At 73.5% G+C, this 21,855-nt stretch carries 18 protein-coding genes; 10 read left to right on the forward strand and 8 right to left on the reverse strand.

All coding sequences use genetic code 11. The features are described 5' to 3' along the window. From J7E86_RS25255 to J7E86_RS25270, 4 genes are all read left to right on the forward strand, one after another. Positions 1–439 (forward strand): urease accessory protein UreF (locus J7E86_RS25255; protein ID WP_285439765.1); only part of this gene is annotated, 439 nt, incomplete at its 5' end. A 50-nt stretch (positions 440–489) separates the two neighbouring features. Continuing rightward, entirely contained in the window at positions 490–1,200 is a 711-nt protein-coding gene (gene ureG / locus J7E86_RS25260; RefSeq protein ID WP_215084532.1) for an urease accessory protein UreG, read from the forward strand. After that, positions 1,197–1,985, forward strand: coding sequence for an urease accessory protein UreD (locus tag J7E86_RS25265; protein ID WP_308312729.1), 789 nt, complete (start codon positions 1,197–1,199; stop codon positions 1,983–1,985). Before ureG ends, J7E86_RS25265 begins: the two co-directional genes overlap by 4 nt. 174 nt (positions 1,986–2,159) lie before the next feature. After that, complete coding sequence (locus tag J7E86_RS25270; protein WP_215084536.1) at positions 2,160–3,758, forward strand: alpha/beta fold hydrolase; 1,599 nt, start codon at positions 2,160–2,162, stop codon at positions 3,756–3,758. 95 nt (positions 3,759–3,853) lie between these two features. On the opposite strand, the gene J7E86_RS25275 is transcribed toward J7E86_RS25270, so the two are convergent. Continuing rightward, on the reverse strand, positions 3,854–5,488 hold the full coding sequence (locus J7E86_RS25275; RefSeq protein WP_215084538.1) for a TROVE domain-containing protein: 1,635 nt from the start codon (positions 5,486–5,488) through the stop codon (positions 3,854–3,856). 613 nt (positions 5,489–6,101) lie between these two features. On the opposite strand from J7E86_RS25275, the gene J7E86_RS25280 reads away from it, so the two are divergent. After that, positions 6,102–6,701: a hypothetical protein gene (locus tag J7E86_RS25280; protein ID WP_215084540.1), complete on the forward strand. Its 600-nt coding sequence runs from the start codon at positions 6,102–6,104 to the stop codon at positions 6,699–6,701. Between the two features lie 61 nt (positions 6,702–6,762). Here the strand turns inward: J7E86_RS25280 and J7E86_RS25285 are convergent, their stop codons facing one another. Next, positions 6,763–7,590, reverse strand: a complete 828-nt coding sequence (locus J7E86_RS25285) for a TIGR02452 family protein (protein WP_215084542.1) — start codon at positions 7,588–7,590, stop codon at positions 6,763–6,765. 270 nt (positions 7,591–7,860) lie between these two features. Between J7E86_RS25285 and J7E86_RS25290 the strand changes: the two genes are divergently transcribed. Further along, entirely contained in the window at positions 7,861–8,253 is a 393-nt protein-coding gene (locus J7E86_RS25290; RefSeq protein ID WP_215084544.1) for an SSI family serine proteinase inhibitor, read from the forward strand. Between the two features lie 274 nt (positions 8,254–8,527). On the opposite strand, the gene J7E86_RS25295 is transcribed toward J7E86_RS25290, so the two are convergent. From J7E86_RS25295 to J7E86_RS25315, 5 genes are all read right to left on the reverse strand, one after another. Then, positions 8,528–8,686 carry a hypothetical protein gene (locus J7E86_RS25295; protein ID WP_215084546.1) on the reverse strand — a complete coding sequence of 53 codons (159 nt, stop codon included), beginning with the start codon at positions 8,684–8,686 and terminating at the stop codon, positions 8,528–8,530. 117 nt (positions 8,687–8,803) lie between these two features. After that, positions 8,804–9,754, reverse strand: a complete 951-nt coding sequence (locus tag J7E86_RS25300; protein WP_215084548.1) for a cytochrome c oxidase assembly protein — start codon at positions 9,752–9,754, stop codon at positions 8,804–8,806. Positions 9,755–9,857: 103 nt separating this feature from the next. After that, positions 9,858–10,883, reverse strand: a complete 1,026-nt coding sequence (locus J7E86_RS25305) for a 6-phosphofructokinase (RefSeq protein ID WP_215084550.1) — start codon at positions 10,881–10,883, stop codon at positions 9,858–9,860. 120 nt (positions 10,884–11,003) lie between these two features. Further along, positions 11,004–11,732, reverse strand: a complete 729-nt coding sequence (locus J7E86_RS25310; protein ID WP_215084552.1) for a type 1 glutamine amidotransferase — start codon at positions 11,730–11,732, stop codon at positions 11,004–11,006. 20 nt (positions 11,733–11,752) lie between these two features. Further along, positions 11,753–12,991: a MurT ligase domain-containing protein gene (locus J7E86_RS25315; RefSeq protein ID WP_215084554.1), complete on the reverse strand. Its 1,239-nt coding sequence runs from the start codon at positions 12,989–12,991 to the stop codon at positions 11,753–11,755. 165 nt (positions 12,992–13,156) lie between these two features. On the opposite strand from J7E86_RS25315, the gene def reads away from it, so the two are divergent. Beyond that, positions 13,157–13,696 (forward strand): peptide deformylase, encoded by a 540-nt coding sequence (def, locus tag J7E86_RS25320; protein WP_215084556.1) that lies wholly within the window; start codon positions 13,157–13,159, stop codon positions 13,694–13,696. 78 nt (positions 13,697–13,774) lie between these two features. Here def and J7E86_RS25325 read toward each other — a convergent pair whose 3' ends face one another. Continuing rightward, on the reverse strand, positions 13,775–14,419 hold the full coding sequence (locus tag J7E86_RS25325; RefSeq protein ID WP_215084558.1) for a TetR family transcriptional regulator: 645 nt from the start codon (positions 14,417–14,419) through the stop codon (positions 13,775–13,777). Between the two features lie 172 nt (positions 14,420–14,591). Here J7E86_RS25325 and J7E86_RS25330 point away from each other — a divergent pair, with 172 nt between their 5' ends. From J7E86_RS25330 to J7E86_RS31685, 3 genes are all read left to right on the forward strand, one after another. After that, entirely contained in the window at positions 14,592–15,812 is a 1,221-nt protein-coding gene (locus J7E86_RS25330; RefSeq protein WP_251019652.1) for an acyl-CoA dehydrogenase family protein, read from the forward strand. Between the two features lie 813 nt (positions 15,813–16,625). Beyond that, on the forward strand, positions 16,626–19,484 hold the full coding sequence (locus tag J7E86_RS31925; protein ID WP_215084561.1) for a LuxR family transcriptional regulator: 2,859 nt from the start codon (positions 16,626–16,628) through the stop codon (positions 19,482–19,484). Positions 19,485–19,494: 10 nt separating this feature from the next. After that, positions 19,495–21,855, forward strand: a 2,361-nt coding sequence (locus tag J7E86_RS31685) for an AAA family ATPase (protein WP_215084562.1), incomplete at its 3' end; no start/stop codon positions are given.

A 21,855-nucleotide genomic window follows, 5' to 3' on the forward strand; every position in this document is an offset into this window, starting at 1 on the left:
CCCCGCACCCGCCCTGCGTGCCGCCGCCCGCCGCCTCGGCCGTCAGATGATGCGCGCCGCACGCTCGGCGTGGCCCTCGCCCGAACTGGACGCGCTCGCCGCCGCCCGGCCGCGCGGCGCGCACCAGCCGGTCGTCCTCGGCCTCGCCGCCCGCGCCGCCGGACTCGGGTCCCTGGACGCCGCGTACGCCACCGTCTACGAGTCGGTCAGCGGCTCCGCCACGGCGGTCGTACGGCTGCTGAGCCTCGACCCGTTCGACGCCACCGCGGTCCTGGCCCGCCTCGCGCCCGAACTCGACGAGGCCGCCACCCGGGCTGCCGAGGCCGCCCGGCGGGCCCTGTACGAGGGTCCGGACGCCCTCCCGGCGGCCTCCGCACCGCTCCTGGACATCACCGCCGAACAGCACGCCGCCTGGCCCGTACGGCTCTTCGCCTCATAACGGCCGGGGCCCGTGCCCTTCGGCGGACCTCAACACTCTGGAGGATCACCATGCACCTCGACCACGACAACCTCACCTTCCCCCACCGCCACAGCTACAGCGCCGCCGACCCCCACCGCCCCGACGGCACCCGCCGCGCCCTGCGGATCGGCCTGGGCGGCCCTGTCGGCTCCGGCAAGACCGCGACCGTCGCCGCGCTCTGCCGGCTGCTGCGCGATCGGTTGTCCATAGCCGTCGTCACCAACGACATCTACACGCGCGAGGACGCCGAGTTCCTGCTGCGCCACGCAGTCCTGCCGCCCGAGCGCATCACCGCCGTCGAGACCGGCGCCTGCCCGCACACCGCGATCCGCGACGACATCTCCGCCAACCTCGAAGCGGTGGAGGACCTGGAGGCTGTGTTTTCTTCCTCGGGGGCCGGCCCCCTCGACCTGATCCTCGTCGAATCCGGCGGCGACAACCTCACCGCGACCTTCTCCAAGGGCCTCGTCGACGCGCAGATCTTCGTCATCGACGTCGCCGGCGGCGACGACATCCCCCGCAAGGGCGGCCCGGGCGTCACCACCGCCGACCTCCTCGTCGTCAACAAGACCGACCTCGCCCCCTACGTCGGCGTCGACCTGGAGGGCATGGCCCGCGACGCCGAGGCCCAGCGCGGCGACCTGCCCGTCGCCTTCACCTCCCTCGCCGCCGAGGGCGGCGTGGAACCGGTTGCCGCGTGGGTACGGGAGCGGCTCGCCGCCTGGACCGCCGCGCCGTGACCGCCGCCCCGCCATCCGGTTCCGGCCTGCGGGCCGCCGCCCGGATCGTCGCCGAGGCGGACGGCAGGGGCGGCACCGCGCTGCCCGTGCTCGACGGCGCGGGCCCCTTCGCGCTGCGCCGGCTGCGCCCGTACGGGCCACGGGCGCGGGTCGCGCTCGTCGGCGCGATGAGCGCGCCCCTGGGCGGCGACGCCCTCGCCCTCACCGCCGAGGTCGGCGAAGGCGCCGAGCTGACCTTCACCACCACGGCCGCCACCATCGCGCTGCCCGGCCGCACCGGCGCCCCGGCCACGTACGACACCCGGATCCGGGTCGGGGACGGCGCCACGCTGCACTGGTTGCCCGAGCCGCTGATCTCCGCGCACGGCAGCGACCTGCGGACGACCACGCGCGTCGATCTCGCCCCGACCGCGCGGCTGGTGCTCCGCGAGGAGCAGATCCTCGGCCGGGCGGACGAGCCGCCGGGGAGGCTGAGCGCCCGGCTGACCGTACGCCGCGCGGGGCGCACGCTGTTCGACCAGGAGCTGGCGTACGGGCCGGGGGCGCCCGGCTGGGACGGCGGCGCGGTCCTGGGCGGGCACCGGGCGGTGGGTCAACTCCTGGTCGTCGACCCGGACTTCGTGGAGAAGCCGGTGGTGGCGCGGCCCCTCGGGGCGACCGCCGCGGTCATGCCGCTCGCCGGCCCGGCGGCCGTGGTGAGCGCGGTGGCACCGGACGGCCTGAAGCTGCGAGGAATGCTCGGAATCGAGGTCTTCGCGGCAAATGTCGGTGTGGGGACCGGGTGATACGGCGGTGATGGGCGACGCCATATGTGTCGCCCGTCATGTCGTCATCCTTACAGATTAGTAAAGAACACCCGTACGACCTGTCCTTTGTGGCAAGGGAGACGGAAGGATCCGACCAGCAGTACTTGCGATCATCGCCGCGCCAAGCGGCGTACCCAGCAGGGGGATTCCTACGTGAGATCTACATCCATACTCGGCGCGGCCGGCACGGTCGTGACCGGCGTGCTGGTGGCCGGGTTCCTGACCGCCCCGGCAGCCAGCGCCGGCGAGCGCGTGCCGGGCGGCGCCGCCGAGGCGCGCGGTGCGCGCGTCGCCGCCGAGAAGGCCGCCAAGGCCGGCATCAAGTGGCAGGAGTGCCCGGCCGACTGGGGCCTGGAGAAGCCCATCGAGTGCGGCTACGTCACGGTTCCCGTCGACTACGCCAAGCCCAACGGCCGCACCATCAAGATCGCCGTGGACCGGGCCCGCTCCACCGGTACCGCCCAGGAGCGCCAGGGCGCCCTCGTCTACAACCCCGGTGGCCCCGGCGGCTCGGGCATGAGGTTCCCGAAGCGCATCACCACCAAGGCCCCGCTGTGGGCCAAGACCGCGAAGGCGTACGACTTCGTGGGCTTCGACCCGCGTGGCGTGGGCCACTCCGCGCCGATCTCCTGCATCGACCCGCAGAAGTTCGTCGCCGCGCCCAAGGCCGACCCGGTGCCCGATAACGAGGCCGACAAGCGCGCCCAGCGCAAGCTGGCCCGCGAGTACGCCGACGGCTGCGCCGCGCGCAGCGGCAGCCTGCTGCCGTACCTCACCACCCCCAACACCGCCCGCGACGTCGACGTCGTCCGCGCCGCACTCGGTGAGAAGAAGCTCAACTACCTGGGCGTCTCCTACGGCACCTACCTCGGCGCCGTCTACGGCACCCTCTTCCCGAACCACGTCCGCCGCATGGTCGTCGACAGCGTCGTCAACCCCGCGCAGGACAACATCTGGTACGAGGCCAACCTCGAGCAGGACGTCGCCTTCGAGGGCCGTTTCAAGGACTGGGAGGCGTGGGTCGCCAAGTACGACTCCGTCTTCCACCTCGGCAAGACCCAGGCCGAGGTCCAGAAGGGCTGGGAGAAGATCCGGGCCACCGCCAAGAAGAAGCCCATCGGCGGGGTCGTCGGCCCGGCCGAGCTGATCAACTTCTTCCAGGGTGCCGCGTACTACGACTCCTCCTGGGTGCCGGTCGCCGAGACCTGGAGCAAGTACGTCGCCGGTGACGAGAAGCCGCTGATCGAGGCCGCCGGCCCGGACCTGGCCAACACGGCGGGCAACATCGCCTCGGAGAACAGCAACGCCGTCTACACCGCGGTCGAGTGCGCCGACGCCAAGTGGCCCACCAGCTGGAAGAAGTGGGACCGGGACAACACCCGCATCCACGAGAAGGCCCCGTTCATGACCTGGGCCAACGCCTGGATGAACCTCCCCTGCGCCACGTGGAAGGCCCCCCAGCAGAACCCGCTGGAGGTCACCACCCACAAGGGTCTGCCGCAGACCCTGATCGTCCAGTCCGACCGTGACGCCGCCACGCCGTACGTCGGCGCGGTCGAGCTGCACAAGCGCTTCCAGGGCTCCCGCCTGATCACCGAGAAGGGCGCCGGTTCCCACGGCGTCACGGGCCTCGTCAACCCCTGCATCAACTCGCGGGTCGACGCCTACCTCCTCGACGGCAAGGTCGACGCCAAGGACGTGACGTGCGCCCCGCACGCCACCCCGCAGCCGAAGGCCGCCGCGGCCAAGTAGTCCCGGCCGGCGATTCGCCGTACGAGTGAAGAGCCGCACCCCGGTCCGTACAGGACGGGGGTGCGGCTCTTCGCGTGCGGAGCCCGGCGGCCGCGTCAGTCGGTGGTGACGGTCTCCCAGGGCCAGTGGGCGTCGCGACCCGACTCCAGCAGGGGGATCATGCGGAACGCCTGGTCCGTGAGCCCGCCGAAGGCGTGCCGGTTCCGGCCGCCGGACGGGGCGTGACCGGTGCGGTAGCCGGCCAGGTTCCAGGTGTACATCGGGGTCGTCCCCGGGATGGAGCGGGTGACCTCGTGGACGTCGTGACCGGCCTGCTCGTCGGTGACGATGACGACGCGGTCGTGCGCCTTGTACTCCTGGCGGAGCGCCGCGGCGGTGTCGGTGCCGCCGCCCAGGAACCAGCCCCCGTCCTTCCAGCGCCCCACCGCTCGCAGCAGCGGCTCGTCGCGGTCGAGAGGGAACGGCTTGGTCCGCGCGCCCGGCTCGTCGCTCACGTAGCGGCGGGCGCTGGAGAACGACACGACGTCCGCCCGGTCGCACCGCCGGCCGAGGCCGAGCCCGAACAGGGCCGCGGCGTCCCAGCGCTTGAGCGAGCCGTCGCGGGAGAACCCGGCTTCCATGGAAGTGGACGTGTCGACGAGCACCAGCGTGCGGCCGGTCAGCACGGGGATGTTCCCCAGCGAGGCGGTGAGCGCCTTCTCCAGGGCGTGGCCCCAGCGGAGCGAGGGGGCGGCGTTGTACGCCGAGTAGAACCGCATGGGCAGTTGCCGGGACCGGGCGACCTGCTCGGGGTCGGCGAGCTTGCGGCACACGGCTTCGGCGACCTCGTCGCTGACCCCGGCCTCGTCGAAGTTCCGGAGGTTCCGCAGCAGCGCCATGTATCCCATGGACGGGATGACCGCTTCCCACGCGGCCCGGTCCATCGGGCCCTGGAGCCAGCCGGCCAGCGACTCCCAGGTCATGCCGGCCTCGTGGAGCCGCCGACGGCCTTCCGCTGTGGAGAGGAGCAGCCGGCGGCTCTCCGCCGAGCCGCCGGGTGACAGGAGCTGCTGGCGGGCGCGCACCATCCCCAGCGACGGCGGGATCTCCTCATCACGCCCCTTGCGCCGGTCGAGGGCGTGCTGGAACAGGTCTCCCTGCCAGGGCTTGTCGGCGGCGGGCGACGGGTGCACGAGATTGAGGATGTCGCCGAACCGGTAGCCCTTGGAGTCCGTGTCGTACTTGAGGAGCGTCTTTTCGCCGTAAAGGCGCCGGACCGCGTCCGCCATGCCGCGCTTGAGCGGCTTGGGAAGCGTCCGCCCGTACCGTGAGGTCCAGTAGCCGAGCATCTCGCCCGGCTCGTCGGCCCGCTGGAGGACCGCGTCGACGGCCTGCCGGGAGTAGCCGGCGGCCTCCTTGAGGATCCGTTCGGCGGTGAACTCCGCGGCGCCGACGAGCGCGGCGGTGCGCATGCTGCCGGGGCCTCGGAGCCAGCGCAGGAATTCCAGGCACCAGTCGGGATCCTCCGTCGCGAGCTTCCGGACGAGGTGCGTGAAACGGTCGTCGCGCTGCCCGCCGGTCTCGTAGAAGGTGTCGGTGCCGACCATGTTCGTCACCGCGAGCAGGAAGAGCTCGGACTTGGTGTCGCGGAGGTGGCCGGCGCCGCCCGCGTGGGTGGCTGCCCGCTCCCCGGTCGTGGTCACGGGCGAGCTCACCGCCGGGCCGGCGGCGCGGGTGTTGAAGCGTGCCATGGGAAGGTCCCCTCACGTGGAGGGAAGGCTTCAGCGGGGGGTGCCCGAGATCGGGGTCGGCCGCGGTCGTGCGGGTATCGAAGCCCGCGGCGCCGTGAGGCGCCTCAACCAAAGAAGTAACCGCAGCCTGCGCACCGGGCACCCCCGGCGCCGTGCCTCCCGAGATGAAAGACGGCCGCGGCGGACTCGTTGGGAAGAAGTAGCCGCGGCCTGCGCACCGGGAGGTGCAGTCCGAAGACGGATGTCCAGAGATCGAAGTCGGTGGAGGTGACAAGGTGCTCTGCCAACTGAGCTACGCCGACCCGAAGTCGACGACGGGACTCGAACCCGCGACCGCCCCATTAAAAGTGGAAGTAACCCCCGCCTGCGCACCTGGACGTGATCAACTGTAGGGAACGGCGCCGAGGTCGGTCTCGTGATTTTTACATGGGGTATTTCGGGCGCGCCGATGTGGAGTTGCCTTGGTGAGGCTCTATATGGGGTGATGTCGCCTTGTGTCCAGGGTCTCCGGTCGCAAAGGGGTAGCGGCCTGGTCACGATTCATGCAGGTCGGCCGCCCAGGGGTTGTTACCGGCGGTACGGTGCGTCGGTCCACTCAGATCTCAGGGGATCCATGCGCACCAGTGTCATAGCCGCGGTCTGTATCGCCGCCGTCCTGCCCGTCGCCGCCTGCAGCAGCGGCGAGACGAAAGCCCAGCCGTCCAAGAGCTCTGCCTCGTCGCCCCCCGTCGCCTCGGTCGCGGGCGAGACCCTGTTGCTGGGGAAGAGCGCGGAGACGGTCGGGGCCGGTGGCGGAGGCCGCCTGGAGCTGACGCCCACCAGCGTCGTCCACGCCACCAAGACGAAGACCGACAAGCCCGAGCACGGCCTGTTCGTCATCGTGACGGTCAAGGTCCGCCCGACGACGGACGCGGCCGCCGCGGAGACGGCGCCGCTCCAGAGGGGCGGCTGGTCGTGGCTGACCCCCGACGGCCAGGCCGTCGGCCCGGGCGACGGCACCGCGGCGGACGTCTTCCTGGACGGCTTCGACAGCGGCGGCCCCATCCAGGCCGGCGCGTCGAAGTGGCGGACGAAGACGTTCGACATCAGCACCGCGCAGCGGGGCGGCACCCTCACCTACACGGACGGCGCGGCCCACACGTTCCGCTGGAAGATCCCGGCCGAGGACACCGGGCCCCAGACGGCCCAGCTGAAGAAGCTCACCACGGGCTGATCCCGGAGCGAGCCACCGTTGCCGCGCCCCGGTCCGCCACGGACCGGGGCGCGGCCGGTCGTTACGGCCGGGGCGCCGCGAACACCTCGCGGAAGGCCCCGCGGACCGGCGAATCCTCCCGCCGGTCCAGGATCGCGAACGTCACCCGTTCGAAACGGCCGGCGAAGCGCCCCGCCCCTGTCAGCAGGCCGTGGAACGCCCCGGCCACCCGCGCCGGATCGTTCCGGAAGACGCCGCAGCCCCAGGCGCCCAGCACCAGCCGCCGGTAGCCGTGGGTGGCGGCCACTTCCAGGACGCGCTCCGCGCGGGACGTCAGGGCCGCCGGGACGCGGGCGGTCGCGGCCGGGTCCCGGCGGGCGATCACACCGGCGTTCGGCGCCGGCGAAGTCAGGAAGCCCGCGCGGAAGGGGACTTCCAGCAGTGCGCCGCGATCGTCGCGGAAGACCGGCACCGCGGGGGAGTGGATCACCCGGTCGCTGTAGAACGGGCTCGGGTCGGCGCGGTGCGCGGCGTAGTACTCGGGGGCCTCGCGCAGGCAGGTGTACAGCGCCGAGCCCCGGCACAGCGCCTCCTCCTGCGCCTGGGCGCCGTTGAGGTAGCCGCCGCCGGGGTTGCGGGCGGAGGCGAAGTTGAGGACCGCCACCGGGCCGTCGGCGGCCAGCCGCCGCGCCGCGTCCAGGCTGCCCTCACCGGTCACCTCGAACACCGTCACCGCGCCGGGCCCGTCGCCGGCCACGGCCACCGGCTCCGGCCCGTACAGGCGCGTCCCCCGCACCGCCGCCGCGATCGCGTCCCCGAGGTCGACCCGGCGGCCCCCGGGCGTGGTGTAGCCCCCGCCCCCGACGATCCCCTCGGTCTCCTTGGCGATGCCGCGCAGCCGGGCGCTCATATGCGATTCCTTGTCACGGGAGTCGACGGTACGGATTCACCCGTGCACTTGGCGAACGGTTTTGGCGCAGGTCAACGCGGGTGTGAGCGCCTGTCCGGAGCCGCGGCCGGTCGGCGGGCCGACGCCGCGGCGGTACCGTGGCCCTGCCCACGGGGCCGGACGGGTGATCGTGTACCGCCGGCCGGGCGACGGCCCGGTGCGCCCGTTTGCCCGGCGGCCCCCACGCGCGATGGCCTGGCACCGGGCACCCCCGCGTCCCAGGAGGCACCGATGTCCGTACGTACCGCCGTGGCAGCCGCGGCGACCGCAGCCGCGCTGCTCGCCCTCGCCGTGCCGTCGGTGGCCGCGGGCGACAGCCCCGAGCACGGGCGGCTCTTCCTGACCGTCTCCGGCGCCCAGAACACCTGGATCCGCGGCACCCAGCTGAGCTGCCCCTCCGCCGGCGGACACCACCCGCACGCCGCGCAGGCGTGCGCGACGCTCCACCGGGCCCAGGGCGAGCCGGACGCGGTGCCCGCCGACAAGCACCTGTGCACCCGGGAGTACGACCCGGTCACCGCCACGGCGGAGGGCGACTGGGACGGCCGGCCCGTCGTCTGGCGCAAGACCTATCCCAACTCCTGTGCGCTGGACGTCGCGACGGGGCCGGTCTTTCGGTTCTAGGGGGTGTCCGGTGGGTCTTCGGCCTCAGGCCGGCTTTGCCGCCTGCGGCGGCGGGCGCCCTGCGGGCGCGTCCTCACTCTCCCCCAGCTACCGCTGGGAGGTGCCCCCAGACGGGCTTGATTCGGCTGGGCTCAGCCGCTTCAGCCCGTCCGGCGTTTGAGGACATAGCGCAGCAGCCCGTCCGGCGTTTGAGGACACAGCACAGCAGCCCGTCCGGCGTTTGAGGACACCGCCGCGCAGCGGTGGTGCGCACGACACGCCACCGCCGCCTCCCTCACGTACCGCGCGCGACCAGCGCGCCTATCGTCATGAGCATCAGCGCCACCCAGGCGAACCACAGCCAGCCGTCGCTGCCTATCGTCACGGTGTAGGCGGTCACCGCGACGAGGCCGCCCACCGTCAGCCCCGCCATCGTCTTCGTCGATCCGGGCATTCCCCGCACCTCCTCAGGGCGACCCGGAACGCCGGAATGCGCGAGGGCCGCGGCCAGGAGACCATCGTCTCCCGGCCGCGGCCCCTGCCGCCACACCGCTGTACAGGTGAATCCCGCTTACTGCCCCCGCGTGCGCAGGGACGCCAGGTACGCGTTGTAGTCCGCCAGCTCCCGGTCGCCGTTGCGGTCCTCGGCACGGTCGTAGCGCCGCGACTGCCGCTGCTCGGAGCGGTACCACTGGTACGCCAGGGCCAGCAGCACCACGATCGAGGGGATCTCGCTGAACGCCCAGGCGATGCCGCCGCCGGCCTGCTGGTCCGCCAGTGCCTCGATGCCCAGGGAGGCCGGCGGGTTCTTGTACGTGCTGATCATCGGCTCGGACGCCATCATCAACGCGATGCCGAAGAACGCGTGGAACGGCATGCCGGCGAACAGCTCCAGCATCCGCATCACATAGCCCGGCCGGTGCGGGCCCGGGTCCACACCCATGATGGGCCAGAAGAACACCAGGCCGACGGCGAGGAAGTGCACCATCATCGCGATGTGCCCGGTCTTGGACCCCATGAGGAAGTCGAAGAGCGGCGAGAAGTAGAGGGCGTACAGGCTGGCGATGAACAGCGGGATCGTGAACGCGGGGTGCGTGATGATCCGCATGTAGCGGCTGTGCAGCAGCGCCACCAGCCATTCGCGCGGGCCCTTGCGCCCGCGGCCGGCCGCAGGCAGCGCCCGCAGCGTCAGCGTCACCGGCGCGCCGAGGAGCAGCAGGATCGGCGAGAGCATGCTGATCACCATGTGCTGGACCATGTGCACGCTAAACATGACCATGCCGTAGTCGTTCAGCTTGGTGCACATCACCAGGGCCACCGTCAGCACGCCGGTGACGAACGCCACCGTGCGGCCCACCGGCCAGGCGTCACCGCGCCGCCGCAGCCGGACGACGCCCCAGCCGTACAGTGCCAGCCCGAGCAGGCAGCCGATCATGAAGAAGGGTTCGCCGCTGAACTGCAGACCCCGTCCCAGCGTGAACGGCGGCATGTCCATCATCATGCCGTGCCCGCTGTGATCCATCCGCTCTCTCCCATTTCGCACCAATGCGCCGGGACCAGAGTAGAGCCGCCCCCGGCCGGGGCTCCGGCCGGGGGCGGCTCCGTGTCCAGGAGGGGAGATCAGCTCACAGCACGCACTCGACCTCGGCGTACCGTTCCTCCGGCACCGTCTTCAGCCGCTCGACGGCCTCCGCCAGCGGCACCAGGGAGATGTCCGTGCCGCGCAGCGCGGTCATCATCCCGAACGCCCGGTGGTGCACGGCCTCCACCGCGTGCCAGCCGAAGCGCGTCGCCAGCACCCGGTCGTACGCGGTGGGCGTGCCGCCGCGCTGCACATGGCCGAGGATCACCGGACGGGCCTCCTTGTCCAGGCGCCGCTCCAGCTCGCCGGCCAGCTGGCGGGCGACCCCGGCGAACCGCTCGTGCCCGTACACGTCCGTACCGCCGACCTCGAAGTCCATGGAGCCCCGGCGCGGCTTGGCGCCCTCGGCGACCACCACGATCGCGAAGCGCTTGCCCGCCTCGAAGCGCCGGCCGACCACCTCGGTCAGCTCGTCGATGTCGAAGGGCCGCTCCGGGACGACGATCGCGTGCGCACCGGCGGCCATGCCCGAGTGCAGGGCGATCCACCCGGTGTGGCGGCCCATCACCTCGACGATCAGCACCCGCTGGTGCGACTCGGCGGTCGTCTTCAGCCGGTCCAGGGCCTCGGTCGCCACCCCGACCGCCGTGTCGAAACCGAAGGTCACGTCGGTCGAGGCGATGTCGTTGTCGATGGTCTTGGGCACGCCCACGATGGGCAGTCCAGCGTCCGACAGCAGCCGTGCCGCCTTGAGGGTGCCCTCGCCGCCGATGGGGATGATCGCGTCCAGGCCGAGGTCGGCGACATGGCCGCGGGCCCGCTCGACACCGTCCCGCAGCTGCGCCGGCTGCACCCGGGAGGAGCCGAGGACCGTACCGCCGAGGGCGAGGATGCCGCCCACGGCGTCCAGGTCCAGCTTGCGGTAGTCGGCCTCCAGCAGGCCGCGCCAGCCGTCGTGGAAGCCGATGACCTCGTCGCCGTGGTCGACCACGGCGCGGTGCACGACGGACCTGATGACGGCGTTCAGGCCGGGGCAGTCGCCGCCGGAGGTGAGTACACCAATGCGCATGACAGGGAACCTTCACAACAGGGCCGGTGACCGGACCCCGTCGTCCGGCTGGATCCCCGCCACCCTACAAGTGGGACGTGGCGGGGAACACAACCGTCCGTCATACGGTCTGTACGGCCGCTACGAGGGCTGGCTCGCGGCCGCGATGCGCTCGTTGCGCAGCGCCTCGTACCAGCGGTCGTCGACCGGCGGCAGTGCGTTGACGTCCAGCGCCAGCTTGATCAGCAGGTCCGAGATGTGCGGGTTGCGCGCCATGACCGGACCGTGCATGTACGTACCGAAAACGGTGTCGTTGTACGCACCCTCGGTGCCGTCGCCCGTGCCGTTGCCCTTGCCGATCCGCGTCCGCGCGAAGGGGCGCGCGTTCGGGCCGACGTGGGTGATGCCCTGGTGGTTCTCGAAGCCGGTCAGCGGCGGCAGCCCCAGCCGGTCGTCGATGTCGGCCAGGACGTCACCGACGCACCGCTCGCCCTCGCCGCGGGTGCTGACGACGTCGAGCAGACCCAGGCCCTGCTCGCGCTGGCCCAGGTCGTTGATGAACTCGTGGCCCAGGATCTGGTAGCCGGCGCAGACCGAGAAGACGATCGCGCCGTTGGCGACGGCCCGGTTCAGGCCGCCGTCGCGGCGCAGCCGCTCGGCCGCCAGCCGCTGCGGACGGTCCTCACCGCCACCGATCAGGTAGATGTCCCCGGAGGTCGGGATGGGCTGGTCGGAGCGGACGTCCACCCGCTGGACGTCCAGGCGGCGCTGGCGCGCCCGGCGCTCCAGGACCAGGACGTTGCCCTGGTCCCCGTAGGTGCTGAGCAGGTCGGGGTAGACCCACACCACACGCAGACTGTTCTGGCTCATGCTCACAATCCTTTTGCGGGTCAGTTGCCGACGCGGCGGCGGACGTCCTGGAAGGCGGTGTAGTTGGCGATCAGCTCGATGCGGCCGGGCGGCGCCGACTGCACCGCCTCGTCCACCGTCTCGCAGACCCGGAAGTCCAGGCCCGCGACCTCCAGGCGCACCGCGAGGTCGAGCTTGCGGTCCCCGATGACGAAGATCGGGTGCCCGGCGAGCCGCGTGTAGTCCACGTCCCACAGCCAGGAGGTGTCCGTGCCGTCCGCGCCGCGGGCGTTGACGCCCAGGATCACCGGCGCCGGCGGCCCGTCGATCAGCGAGAACGTCTCCAGCCAGCCGGCCGGGTTCTTCGCCAGCAGCAGACGCACCTCACGGCCCAGGAACGACACCACGTCGAACCGGCCCGCGACCGCCTGCACCTGGTACATCCGCTCCAGCGCCACCTGCGGCGGCACCCCGAAGGTGGCCGCGACGGCCGCCGAGGTGGTGGCGTTCGCCTTGTTCGCCCGGCCCGGCAGCTGCAGGTGGATCGGCCACGCCGACCCGTGCGGGTCGAGGACGTAGTCGCCCGACAGCGCCCAGCTCGGGGTCGGGCGGCGGAAGCCGCACTCGCCGCAGAACCAGTCGTCGCCCGGGCGCTGCATCACACCGCCGCACGACGGGCACGACCAGGCGTCGTCCTTCCACTCCTGGCCCGCCGCCACCCACACCACGTTCGGTGAGGAGGAGGCGGCCCATACGATCAGTGGGTCGTCCGCGTTCGCGATCACCACGGCCTTGGTGCCGGCCAGACCCTCACGCCACTTCTCGGCGAGCATGCGCGTCTCCGCGGCCCGGTCGAGCTGGTCGCGCGAGAGGTTCAGCAGCGCTATGGCCTTGGGCGAGACGTCCCGGGCGACACCCGCCAGGTACTTCTCGTCCACCTCGATCACGCCGTATCGCGCGTCCGAGCCGCCCGCGAGGGCGGAGGTGATGCCGGCCGGCATGTTCGCGCCCAGCGCGTTGGACACCACCGGGCCGCTGGCCCGCAGTGCCTCGGCGATCAGCCGGGTCGTGGTCGTCTTGCCGTTGGTGGCCGACACCAGGACCACGTCCAGGTGGGTCGCCAGCCGGGCCAGCAGATCCGGGTCGAGCTTGAGCGCGACCTTGCCGCCGATCACCGATCCGCTGCCGCGGCCCGCGGCTCGCGACACCGCCGCGGCAGCCTTGCCCGCCGTCACGGCCAGCTTGGCTCGCGGCGACAGCGGCCCCGTGTTGCCTGACATCGTCCTAGATCCTCCTTGCATCCGGCGCCGCGCCTGTCCCTGGTCCGCCGGTGGAACGCCCCCTCCGCGCCGAATCGCCAGCCAGGAGGCTTCGGTCGGGGAGCAGCCTATCGAGATCCGGCCGTGGGCCCGAACCCGCGGCCTGGGGAACGTAGGGTTGACCCCATGCGCAGAGGCTCGATTCCCGGTGGTTCAGGACACGTACGCCCCATGAGGCTGCTCGGAGATCCGGGACTTCGCACCCCCTGCGAGGAGGTCACGGAGTTCGACGCGGGCCTCGCGGAGCTGGTCGAGGACATGTTCGCCACGATGTACGCCGCCCGGGGCGTGGGCCTCGCGGCCAACCAGATCGGCGTCCCGCTGCGCGTCTTCGTCTACGACTGCCCGGACGACGAGGACCGCCGCCACCTCGGTCACATCGTCAACCCGCGTCTGGTGGAGGCCGACGGCATCACCGTCCGCGGTCCCGAGGGCTGCCTGTCGGTGCCCGGCATCGAGGCGGGCACCGAGCGCTTCGACCACGCGGTGGTGGAGGGCTTCACGGCGGACGGCGCGCCGGTGCGGGTCGTGGGTACGGGGTTCTTCGCGCGGTGCTTGCAGCACGAGTGCGATCACCTGGGCGGTGGGCTGTATCTGGACCGCGTCACCGGTTTCCGCCGCTATCGGGCGCTGCGCGCGGTCCGCCGGGCGGGCCTGGCCGCCTGACGCGGCTGCGCCGCGTGTCCTCGGTCGCCGGACGGGCTTGAACAAGCCCGCCCGGCGACCGAGGACCAGACCCCCGGGTCAGAACCCCGGACCGCCCGGCAGGTCACCCGCCGCCGCGAGCCTGCCCCACAGCAGATCCGTGAGGTGGCGTACGAGATGCGCGCGGGGGAAGGGCCGCTCGCGCAGCCACCAGTCGCCCGCGGCGTGCATCATGCCGACGATCCCGTGACCCCAGGCGCGGGCCAGCTCCTCGCTGCCCGGACCGAGGTCGACCCGCTCGGCTATGACCTCGGCCAGCTCCTCGCCGAGCCGCCGCAGCAGCGGCGCGGAGTGCCGGCCCACGTCGAAGCCCTGCTCCGTCTGCTGGCTCTCGTCCGCCGGGTGCATCAGGAAGCGGTAGACCTGCGGTCGCGCCTCTATGGCCGCGAGATAGGTGTCCAGGGTGGCCTCGACCCGGTCGCGGCGGGCGGCGGGGGCGTCCAGCGCGGCGCGCAGCCCGGCGAGCAGCGCGTCGGTGTGCCGCGTGGCGAGGGCGCGGTAGAGCCCGCCCTTGTCGCCGAAGTGGCGGTAGAGGATGGGTTTGGTGATGCCGGCCTCGGCCGCGATGGCGTTCATCGACGCCCCCGGCCCGTCCCGCAGCACCACCCGGTCCGCGGCCTCCAACAGCTCCTTGCGCCGCCGCTCCGCCGCCCGCTGCTGATCGTCCCGCTGACTGGCTTCCATAGGACTGCCTCCCCGCCCCTTGCGAATCGTCACGCGTGCGCAACGTAACACCGGCTCCACTCAGTGAATCGGGAGACGAGCACGTTGACACTTGTACCAGTGGGTAACATACTCTCGTTACCACGAGTAACAAGCGGTGGGAGGGGTTGTGACGGCCGTGACGGGGTTCAGGATGGAGCTCGACGACGAGCAGCGGGGGGTGCGCGACTGGATCCACGGCTTCGCGGCGGACGTCATGCGTCCGGCCGCCGCGGAGTGGGACGAGCGGGAGGAATTCCCGTGGCCGGTCGTCCAGGAAGCGGCCAAGATCGGGCTCTATTCGCTCGACTTCTACGCACAGCAGTTCTTCGACCCCACCGGGCTCGGCATCCCCATGGCCCTGGAGGAGCTCTTCTGGGGTGACGCGGGCCTCGGGCTCGCCATCGCCGGCACGGGCCTCGCCGCCATCGGTGTCCTGACCAACGGCACCGAGGAACAGATCGGCACATGGGTCCCGCAGATGTACGGCGACGCCAATGACGTGAAGGTGGCCGCGTTCTGCTCCTCCGAGCCCGACGCCGGCTCCGACGTCTCGGCGATGCGCACCCGCGCCGTCTACGACGAGGCCAAGGACGAATGGGTGCTGAACGGCACCAAGACCTGGGCGACCAACGGCGGCATCGCCAATGTCCACGTCGTCGTCGCGGTGGTCGACCCCGCCCTCGGTTCGCGCGGCCACGCCTCCTTCATCATTCCGCCGGGCACGGCGGGGCTGTCCCAGGGGCAGAAGTTCAAGAAGCACGGCATCCGGGCCTCCCACACGGCCGAGGTCGTCCTCGACGGCGTCCGCGTCCCCGGCCACTGCCTGCTCGGCGGCAAGGAGAAGCTGGATCAGCGGCTGGCCCGCGCCCGCGAGCGCGCGCGGGCCGGCGGCGAGCGTGCCCCGGGTTCGCAGAACGCGGCGATGGCCACGTTCGAGGCGTCCCGCCCGGCGGTGGGCGCCCAGGCGGTGGGCATCGCCCGCGCCGCGTACGAGGTGGCCCTCGACTACGCCAGGACCCGCGTGCAGTTCGGCCGCCCGATCATCGACAACCAGGGCGTCGCCTTCCAACTCGCCGACATGCGCACCCGCATCGACGCCGCCCGCCTGCTGGTGTGGCGCGCCTCCTGGATGGCCACCGCGGGCAAGCCCTTCACCTCGGCGGAGGGGTCGATGTCCAAGCTCTTCGCGGGGGAGACGGCGAAGACGGTCACGGCCCAGGCGATGCAGATCCTCGGCGGCAACGGCTACACCCGTGAGTACCCGGTCGAGCGGATGCACCGGGACGCGGCGATCTACACGATTTTCGAGGGTACGAGCGAGATCCAGCGGCTGGTCATCGCCCGCACGGTGTCGGGTGTGCCGATTCGCTGACGCGTGTCTTTGCGCGAGAACGCGGCCTCGGCCGACGCGGTTGTGTGCCGGGGCGTCCGGCAGGTCTACGGCTGCGGGCCGTCCTTGCCGCCTGCGGCGGCGGGCGCCCTGCGGGCGTGTCCTCAAACGCCGGACGGGCTTGATTTCCGCTGGGCTCAGCCGCAATCAAGCCTGTCCGGCGTTTGAGGACGCCGCCGCGCAGCGGTGGTGCGGGAGGACTGGGCGGCCTTTCGGCGCTCGCCGGCTGGGGCGACGCTCGCGCGTTTGGCGGGCCTTCGGCTGCGGGCCGTCCTTGCCGCCTGCGGCGGCGGGCGCCCTGCGGGCGTGTCCTCAAGCGCCGGACGGGCTGAAATCCGCTGGGCGCAGCCGCAATGAAGCCCGTCCGGCGATTGAGGACACAGCGCAGCAGCCCGTCCGGCGTTTGAGGACACCGCCGCGCAGCGGTGGTGCGGGAGACCCGCGCGACACTCGCGCACCCGGCGGAGCCGAAGCGCAAGCCGCGAACGGTGCAGAGTACAGGAGCCGTGTGACAGCCGTGTGTAGCGCCCGCCGCCGCGGATCGGTTTCGGCATATTTTCGAGAAGGGGGCGGGGAGGCCACGCCCTGTAGGCGTACATGGACGCACCGTTCAACCTTTGGTCATGAGCGGCCGCCATTCTGTCTCAAAGGTGATGGGTGCTCATCACCTGCCCTGTTACCGTCGTTTCCGATCTTGATCGTGCAAGTCGGGCCCCGGAGGCCGCCTTTGGGAACTGTCTTCCGTCACGTCGGTCACCGGAGCTCGAGCGTGGCTTCACGAAAGAAGGAAACGCCGTGGCGGTCATCGAGGAACACGACCAGGGCGACGCCACCGGGCAGCTCGTCGGCCGCGCCGCCGAGCTGAGCAGCCTCGCAGAGTACGCCGCGCGGGCGCGCGGCGGAAGCGCCCAGGCCGTCCTCGTCCGCGGGCCGGCCGGCATCGGCAGGACCAGCCTCCTGTCCGCCCTCGCCGCACGCCTGACCTCCCAGGGGGTACGGGTCCGCCGGTGCGCCGCGACCGAGGCGGACACCGGCGAGGGCCGCCACGTACGCGAACTGCTGGGCATGGATCCGCACGGCCTCCCCGCCGCCGGCGCGCACGCAGCCCACCGCCGCGTCCACCGGCGCCTCGTGGACCTGCTGGCGTCCGGCCCCCTGGCCCTGATCCTCGACGACGCCCAGTGGTGCGACGAAACGTCCCTGCGCAGCATGGACTTCGTGCTGCGCCGGACCACCGCGCTGCCCCTGCTCGTCCTCCTCGCCCAGCGCACCGAGTGCCGCGGCCCCGGCGAGCCCGTCCTCGCCGAACTCCTCGCCCACGGCCGCTGCCGCCCCCTCGACCTCGGCCCCCTCGGCCCGCGGGACACCGCCGAGGTCGTCGCCCGTACGCTCGGCCGCCCCCCGGAAGAACCGTTCCTCCGGCACTGCGCCGACGTCACCGGTGGCAACCCCGGCCTGCTCCGGAAACTCCTCACCGGCGTGCGCGGCGCCGGCATCCGCCCCGACGCCGCGGGCGCCCGCCGGGTGCGCAAGGCCGGTGAGGGCCTCGTCGCCGCCTCCGTGGTGGCCCATCTCGCCGCCCGCCCGGCGCACGAGCGGGCCGTCGCCAGGGCCCTGGCCGTCCTCGGACGGGCCTGCCCCGACCCGCTCGCCGCGCTCTCCGGCGTCACCGGCCGACGCCTGACCTCCGCGCTGGAGGCGCTGCGCCGCAACGGTGTCATCGGCGCCGAGAGCCCCGTCGGCCCCCACCCCGTCCTCGTCATGCGCGAGGCCGTCCGCCCGGCCGTCCTCGCCGGCCTGACCGCCCCCCAGCTGGAGTCCCTGCGCACCCGCGCCGCCCGGGTGCTCAACGACGCCGGGTGCCCCGCCTCCGACATCGCCGACCAGCTGGTGCTCCTGAAGGACCTCACCGAGCCGTGGATGCTCCCCGTGCTGCGCGACGCGGCCGCCGAGGCACCCGGACGGGACACCGCCCGCGCGGCCATGCGCTACCTGCGCCGGGCCCTGGCCGCCGACCTCACCGACGCCCAGCGCAAGGTCGTCCGCATCGAACTCGCCCGCGCCTCCGCCCAGGTGGCACCCGCCACCGCCCTGTGGCAGCTCCGGCAGGCCCTCGACGACGCGGACGGCCCGCGGGACACCGCCCCCGTCGCCGTCCAGTACGGGATGACCGCCCTCGGCACCCGCGACGCCCCCGACGCCGCCCGCGTCCTCGGCGACGTCCTGGACGGACTCCAGGCGGAGCTCGGACCCGACCCCGCCCCGGCCGACGCCGAACTGCGCGCCTCCGTCGCGTCCGCCCTCCTCGTCACCGCCGTCAACGAGAAGTCGGTGATGGCCGGCGTCCGCGAGCGCGCCGGCGCCTGGCCCGTACCCGGGGGCGACAGCCCGGCCGAGCGCCAACTGCTCTCCGTCATGAGCGCCTTCGCGGCCCTGGACGGCAGACCCGCCCGGCAGGCCGTCTCCCTGGCCCGCCGCGCCCTGAAGGTCGAGGAGTCCTCGCCCCCCGGCTGGTGGGTGCTCGGCGCGTCCCTGGTCCTCGCCCTCGCCGACGAGGTCGACGAGGCCATGGCCGGGCTCGCCCGCTCGCTGTCCGCCAGCCGGGCCCGCTACGAACCGTGGATGCACATCACCGCGCTGGCGGGCCGCTCCCTCACCCTGCACGGCACCGGCGACGTCACCGCCGCCGCCGTCGACGCCCGCGCCGCCGTCGACCTCGCCGAGCGCAGCGGCAGCCGCTGCTCACCCATGCCCTACATCGCCCTCGGCGCCGCGCTGCTCTCCCAGGGCCACGCCGAACGGGCCGTAACCGTTCTCGACCGGGCCGGCCGGCGCGGCGTGGACCAGCACATCTGGGAATGGCACCAGTACCTCTACGCCCGCGGCCGCGCCCGGCGCGAACTCGGCGACCTCGACGGCGCGCTGGAACTGTGGCAGCGCTGCGGCCGCAGCCTGGACGAGGCGGGCGTGGCCAACCCCGTCCTCGCCCCGTGGTGGCTGCCCGCCACCGTCGCGCTCGTCCAGCGGGGCCGTACCGCGGCCGCCGCCGACCTCGCCGAACACGCCCAGGAGCGCGTACGGCGCTGGGGCACACCGCGCGGCATCGGCCTCGGCCTGCTGGCCGCCGGAGTCGTCGCCGACGGCCGCGCCCGGCTCGACCTCCTCGCGGAGGCCGTCGACGCCCTCGCCGCCTCACCGGCCCGCCTCGAACAGGCCAAGGCCCAGTACCAGCTCGGCTACGAACTGCTGCGCCACGGCGACACCCCGGGAGCGCGCCGGCACCTGCGCGGCGCCATCGAACTGGCCACCCGCTGCGGCTATCACATCCTCGGCGGCCTCGCCCGCAAGCTGCTCGTCGCCGCCGGCGGCCGGATGCCGCAGCTCGCGGCCAGCCCCGTCGACTCCCTGACCGACAGCGAGCGCCGGATCGCCGTGCTCGCCCGGGGCGGGGGCAGCAACAAGGAGATAGCCGACGCGCTGTTCATCACCCCCCGCACGGTGGAGATGCACCTCACCAACGTCTACCGCAAGCTCGACGTCCGCGGCCGCGCCGACCTGCCCCCCACCCTCGGCCCGCTGAACCCGCCGGCCGCGTACGGCCACCACCCGGACCGGCTGCGGCCGGCGGCCGGCGCGCACGCGCCGGGCCGCTAGGAGGCGGCCGGTGTCGCAGTGGAGAACCGAGGACGCGGGGCAGTGGCCGGTGACCGCAGGCCGCCACGGCGGGACGGCGCCGCTCGTCGAGCGGGACCGCGAACAGGAGGTGCTGGGCACCCTGCTGCGCGGGCTGGCCTCGGGACGGTCGGCCGCCGTCGAGGTCCACGGTCCGCCCGGCACCGGCCGCAGCGCCCTGCTGGACCGCGCGGTCGAACTCGCCGGCCGGGCCGGCGTCCGAGCGGCCACGGCCCACGCCTCGTGGGAGGAGGCCGGGCTGCGCTACGGCGTGGCCGGCCAGCTCCTCGCCACCCTCGCACCACAGGCCGCACCCCGCCTCACCGCCGACCGGGGCGACCTCTCCCTGGAACTGTGCCGCCTCGTCCTCACCACCGCCCCCACCCGGCCCCTGCTCATCGCCGTCGACGACGCCCAGTGGGCCGACCCGGACTCCTGGCGCTGGCTGCGGGCGCTGGCCCGCCGGCTCGCCGGCGCCCCGCTGCTGCTGCTGACCACGCACGGCGTCGCGGCGGGAGCCACACCGGAGAACGGGAGCCGTATCGAGCTGAGCGCCCTCGCCGACGAGCGCGCCGTCACCGCCCACACCCTCACCCTCGCCCCGCTGTCCCCGGCAGGCGTCGGCGCCATGCTGGCCGGGGCCTACGGGCGGGCCGTCGACCCCGCGTTCGCCCAGGCCGCGGCGCGCGCCACCGACGGCAACCCGGCGGTCCTGCGCACCGTCATCGGCCGGTTCGCCCGGCACGGCCTGCACCCCGGCCCCGACCACCTGCCGCACCTGGCCGACAGCGCCGCCGAAGCCGTACGCGGCCGCGCCGCCCGCACCGTCGCCGCCCTGCCCGTGGAGCTCCAGGACGTCCTGCGCGCCGTCGCCGTCTGCGGACAGGACGGCCCCCCCGACATGATCGGCGCCCTGGCGGAGCCCCGGACCATGAGCGCCGCCCGCGCCCTGGAACTCCTCTCCGGCACCGGCCTGCTGACCGGTGGCGCACGCCCCGCGTTCCGCGAACCGGGAGCCGCCGAAGCGGTCCTCGCCGGCCTCGGCGCGGAACGCCGCGAGGAGCTCTACGCCCGCGCCGCCGAACGCGCCCACCGGGCGGCCGTCCCCGACGACGGACTGACCCGGATGCTCCTCGCCGCCCGCGTCATCGGCTCCTCCTGGGCCGTGGAAGCCCTGCGCAGGGAAGCCGCCCGCCGCCGCGCCGCACACGACCTGCCGGGCGCCGCCCGGCTGCTGCAACGTGCCCTGCGCGAACCCGTGCCGGCCGCCCCGCGGGTGCGGATCCTCACCGAGCTGAGCGCGGCGGTGCTGCCCTCCTCGCCCGAAGCGGCCGACCGGCACCTGCGCCGCGCCCTGCTCACCCCGGCCGACGCCACCGCCGGCCCCTCCTGGGTGCTCGCCGCCGAACTCCTCGTCGCCCGCGGCGACGTCGTCGCCGCACAGCCCCTGATCGCCCACGTCCTGGACCGCGCCGACCTCGGCCGCCGCGACCGGGCCGCGCTGCGCGCCCTGTACTGGCTCGCCGAGCACAGCCGGCAGGGCGCCGCCCACGAACTGGACCAGCCCTCCACCGCCCCCCTGCCCGATCTGCCCGCCGAACCCGCCGAAGCGGCCGTCGCCGCCTGGCGCCGCGCCCTGCGCGGCCGCGACCTCGCCCGCACCCGCGATCTCGCCCACGCCGCCCTCGCCCCCCTCGCCCGCGACACCACCCCTCTGACCTGCCAACTGGCAGCCTGCCACGCACTGATCCTCACGGACGACTTCGCCGGAGCCGAGGCCGCACTGGACGCCGTCCTCGTCCGCGCCGAACACACCGGGGCCCGGCAGATCGCCGGACTCGCCCACCTCGTCCAGGCCCTCGCCGAACTGCACCAAGGCCGCACCGAAGCGGCCTCCGCGGCCCTGAACCGCGCCCAGGAAGCCATGCCACCGCACTGCTGGCACCCCCTGACCGCACCCGCCCTCGTCGGCGTCAGGACACTCGTCCTCCTGGAACAGGGCGACCTCACCGCCGCCGGGCGGACCGTGGAACTGGCCCGCCCCACCGGCGCCGAGGACGGCCTGGCCTGGGCCTACCTGCTGTACGCGCGCGGCCGGCAGCGGCTCGCCGTCGGCCGGCGCGACGAGGCCCTCGCCGACCTCCTGGAGTGCGGCCGCGTCCTGCTCACCCGCCAGGTCGCCAACCCCACCCTGCTGCCCTGGCGTTCGGCCGCCGCCCTCGCCCGCGCCCAGGGCCCGGACGACGCCGGATCCGCGGAGCTGCTGGCCGAGGAGCGTCGGCTCGCCCTGGCCTGGGGCGCGCCCAGCGCCGTACGGCGCGTCCTGCTCGCCGCCGCCCGCCCCGGCCCGGAC

Origin of the sequence: Streptomyces sp. ISL-11, assembly GCF_018614525.1 — a bacterium.
In the GTDB taxonomy this organism is placed as follows: Bacteria; Actinomycetota; Actinomycetes; order Streptomycetales; family Streptomycetaceae; genus Streptomyces.

Bases quoted from the DNA above. Each gene is read 5' to 3' on its own strand.
- J7E86_RS25300 (WP_215084548.1), bottom strand. From the start codon at position 9,754: ATGGATCACAGCGGGCACGGCATGATGATGGACATGCCGCCGTTCACG.
- J7E86_RS25290 (WP_215084544.1), top strand. From the start codon at position 7,861: ATGTCCGTACGTACCGCCGTGGCAGCCGCGGCGACCGCAGCCGCGCTG.
- def (WP_215084556.1), top strand. From the start codon at position 13,157: ATGCGCAGAGGCTCGATTCCCGGTGGTTCAGGACACGTACGCCCCATG.
- ureG (WP_215084532.1), top strand. From the start codon at position 490: ATGCACCTCGACCACGACAACCTCACCTTCCCCCACCGCCACAGCTAC.
- J7E86_RS25310 (WP_215084552.1), bottom strand. From the start codon at position 11,732: ATGAGCCAGAACAGTCTGCGTGTGGTGTGGGTCTACCCCGACCTGCTC.
- J7E86_RS25315 (WP_215084554.1), bottom strand. From the start codon at position 12,991: ATGTCAGGCAACACGGGGCCGCTGTCGCCGCGAGCCAAGCTGGCCGTG.
- J7E86_RS25280 (WP_215084540.1), top strand. From the start codon at position 6,102: ATGCGCACCAGTGTCATAGCCGCGGTCTGTATCGCCGCCGTCCTGCCC.
- J7E86_RS25325 (WP_215084558.1), bottom strand. From the start codon at position 14,419: ATGGAAGCCAGTCAGCGGGACGATCAGCAGCGGGCGGCGGAGCGGCGG.
- J7E86_RS25305 (WP_215084550.1), bottom strand. From the start codon at position 10,883: ATGCGCATTGGTGTACTCACCTCCGGCGGCGACTGCCCCGGCCTGAAC.
- J7E86_RS25275 (WP_215084538.1), bottom strand. From the start codon at position 5,488: ATGGCACGCTTCAACACCCGCGCCGCCGGCCCGGCGGTGAGCTCGCCC.
- J7E86_RS25330 (WP_251019652.1), top strand. From the start codon at position 14,592: ATGGAGCTCGACGACGAGCAGCGGGGGGTGCGCGACTGGATCCACGGC.
- J7E86_RS25285 (WP_215084542.1), bottom strand. From the start codon at position 7,590: ATGAGCGCCCGGCTGCGCGGCATCGCCAAGGAGACCGAGGGGATCGTC.
- J7E86_RS25295 (WP_215084546.1), bottom strand. From the start codon at position 8,686: ATGCCCGGATCGACGAAGACGATGGCGGGGCTGACGGTGGGCGGCCTC.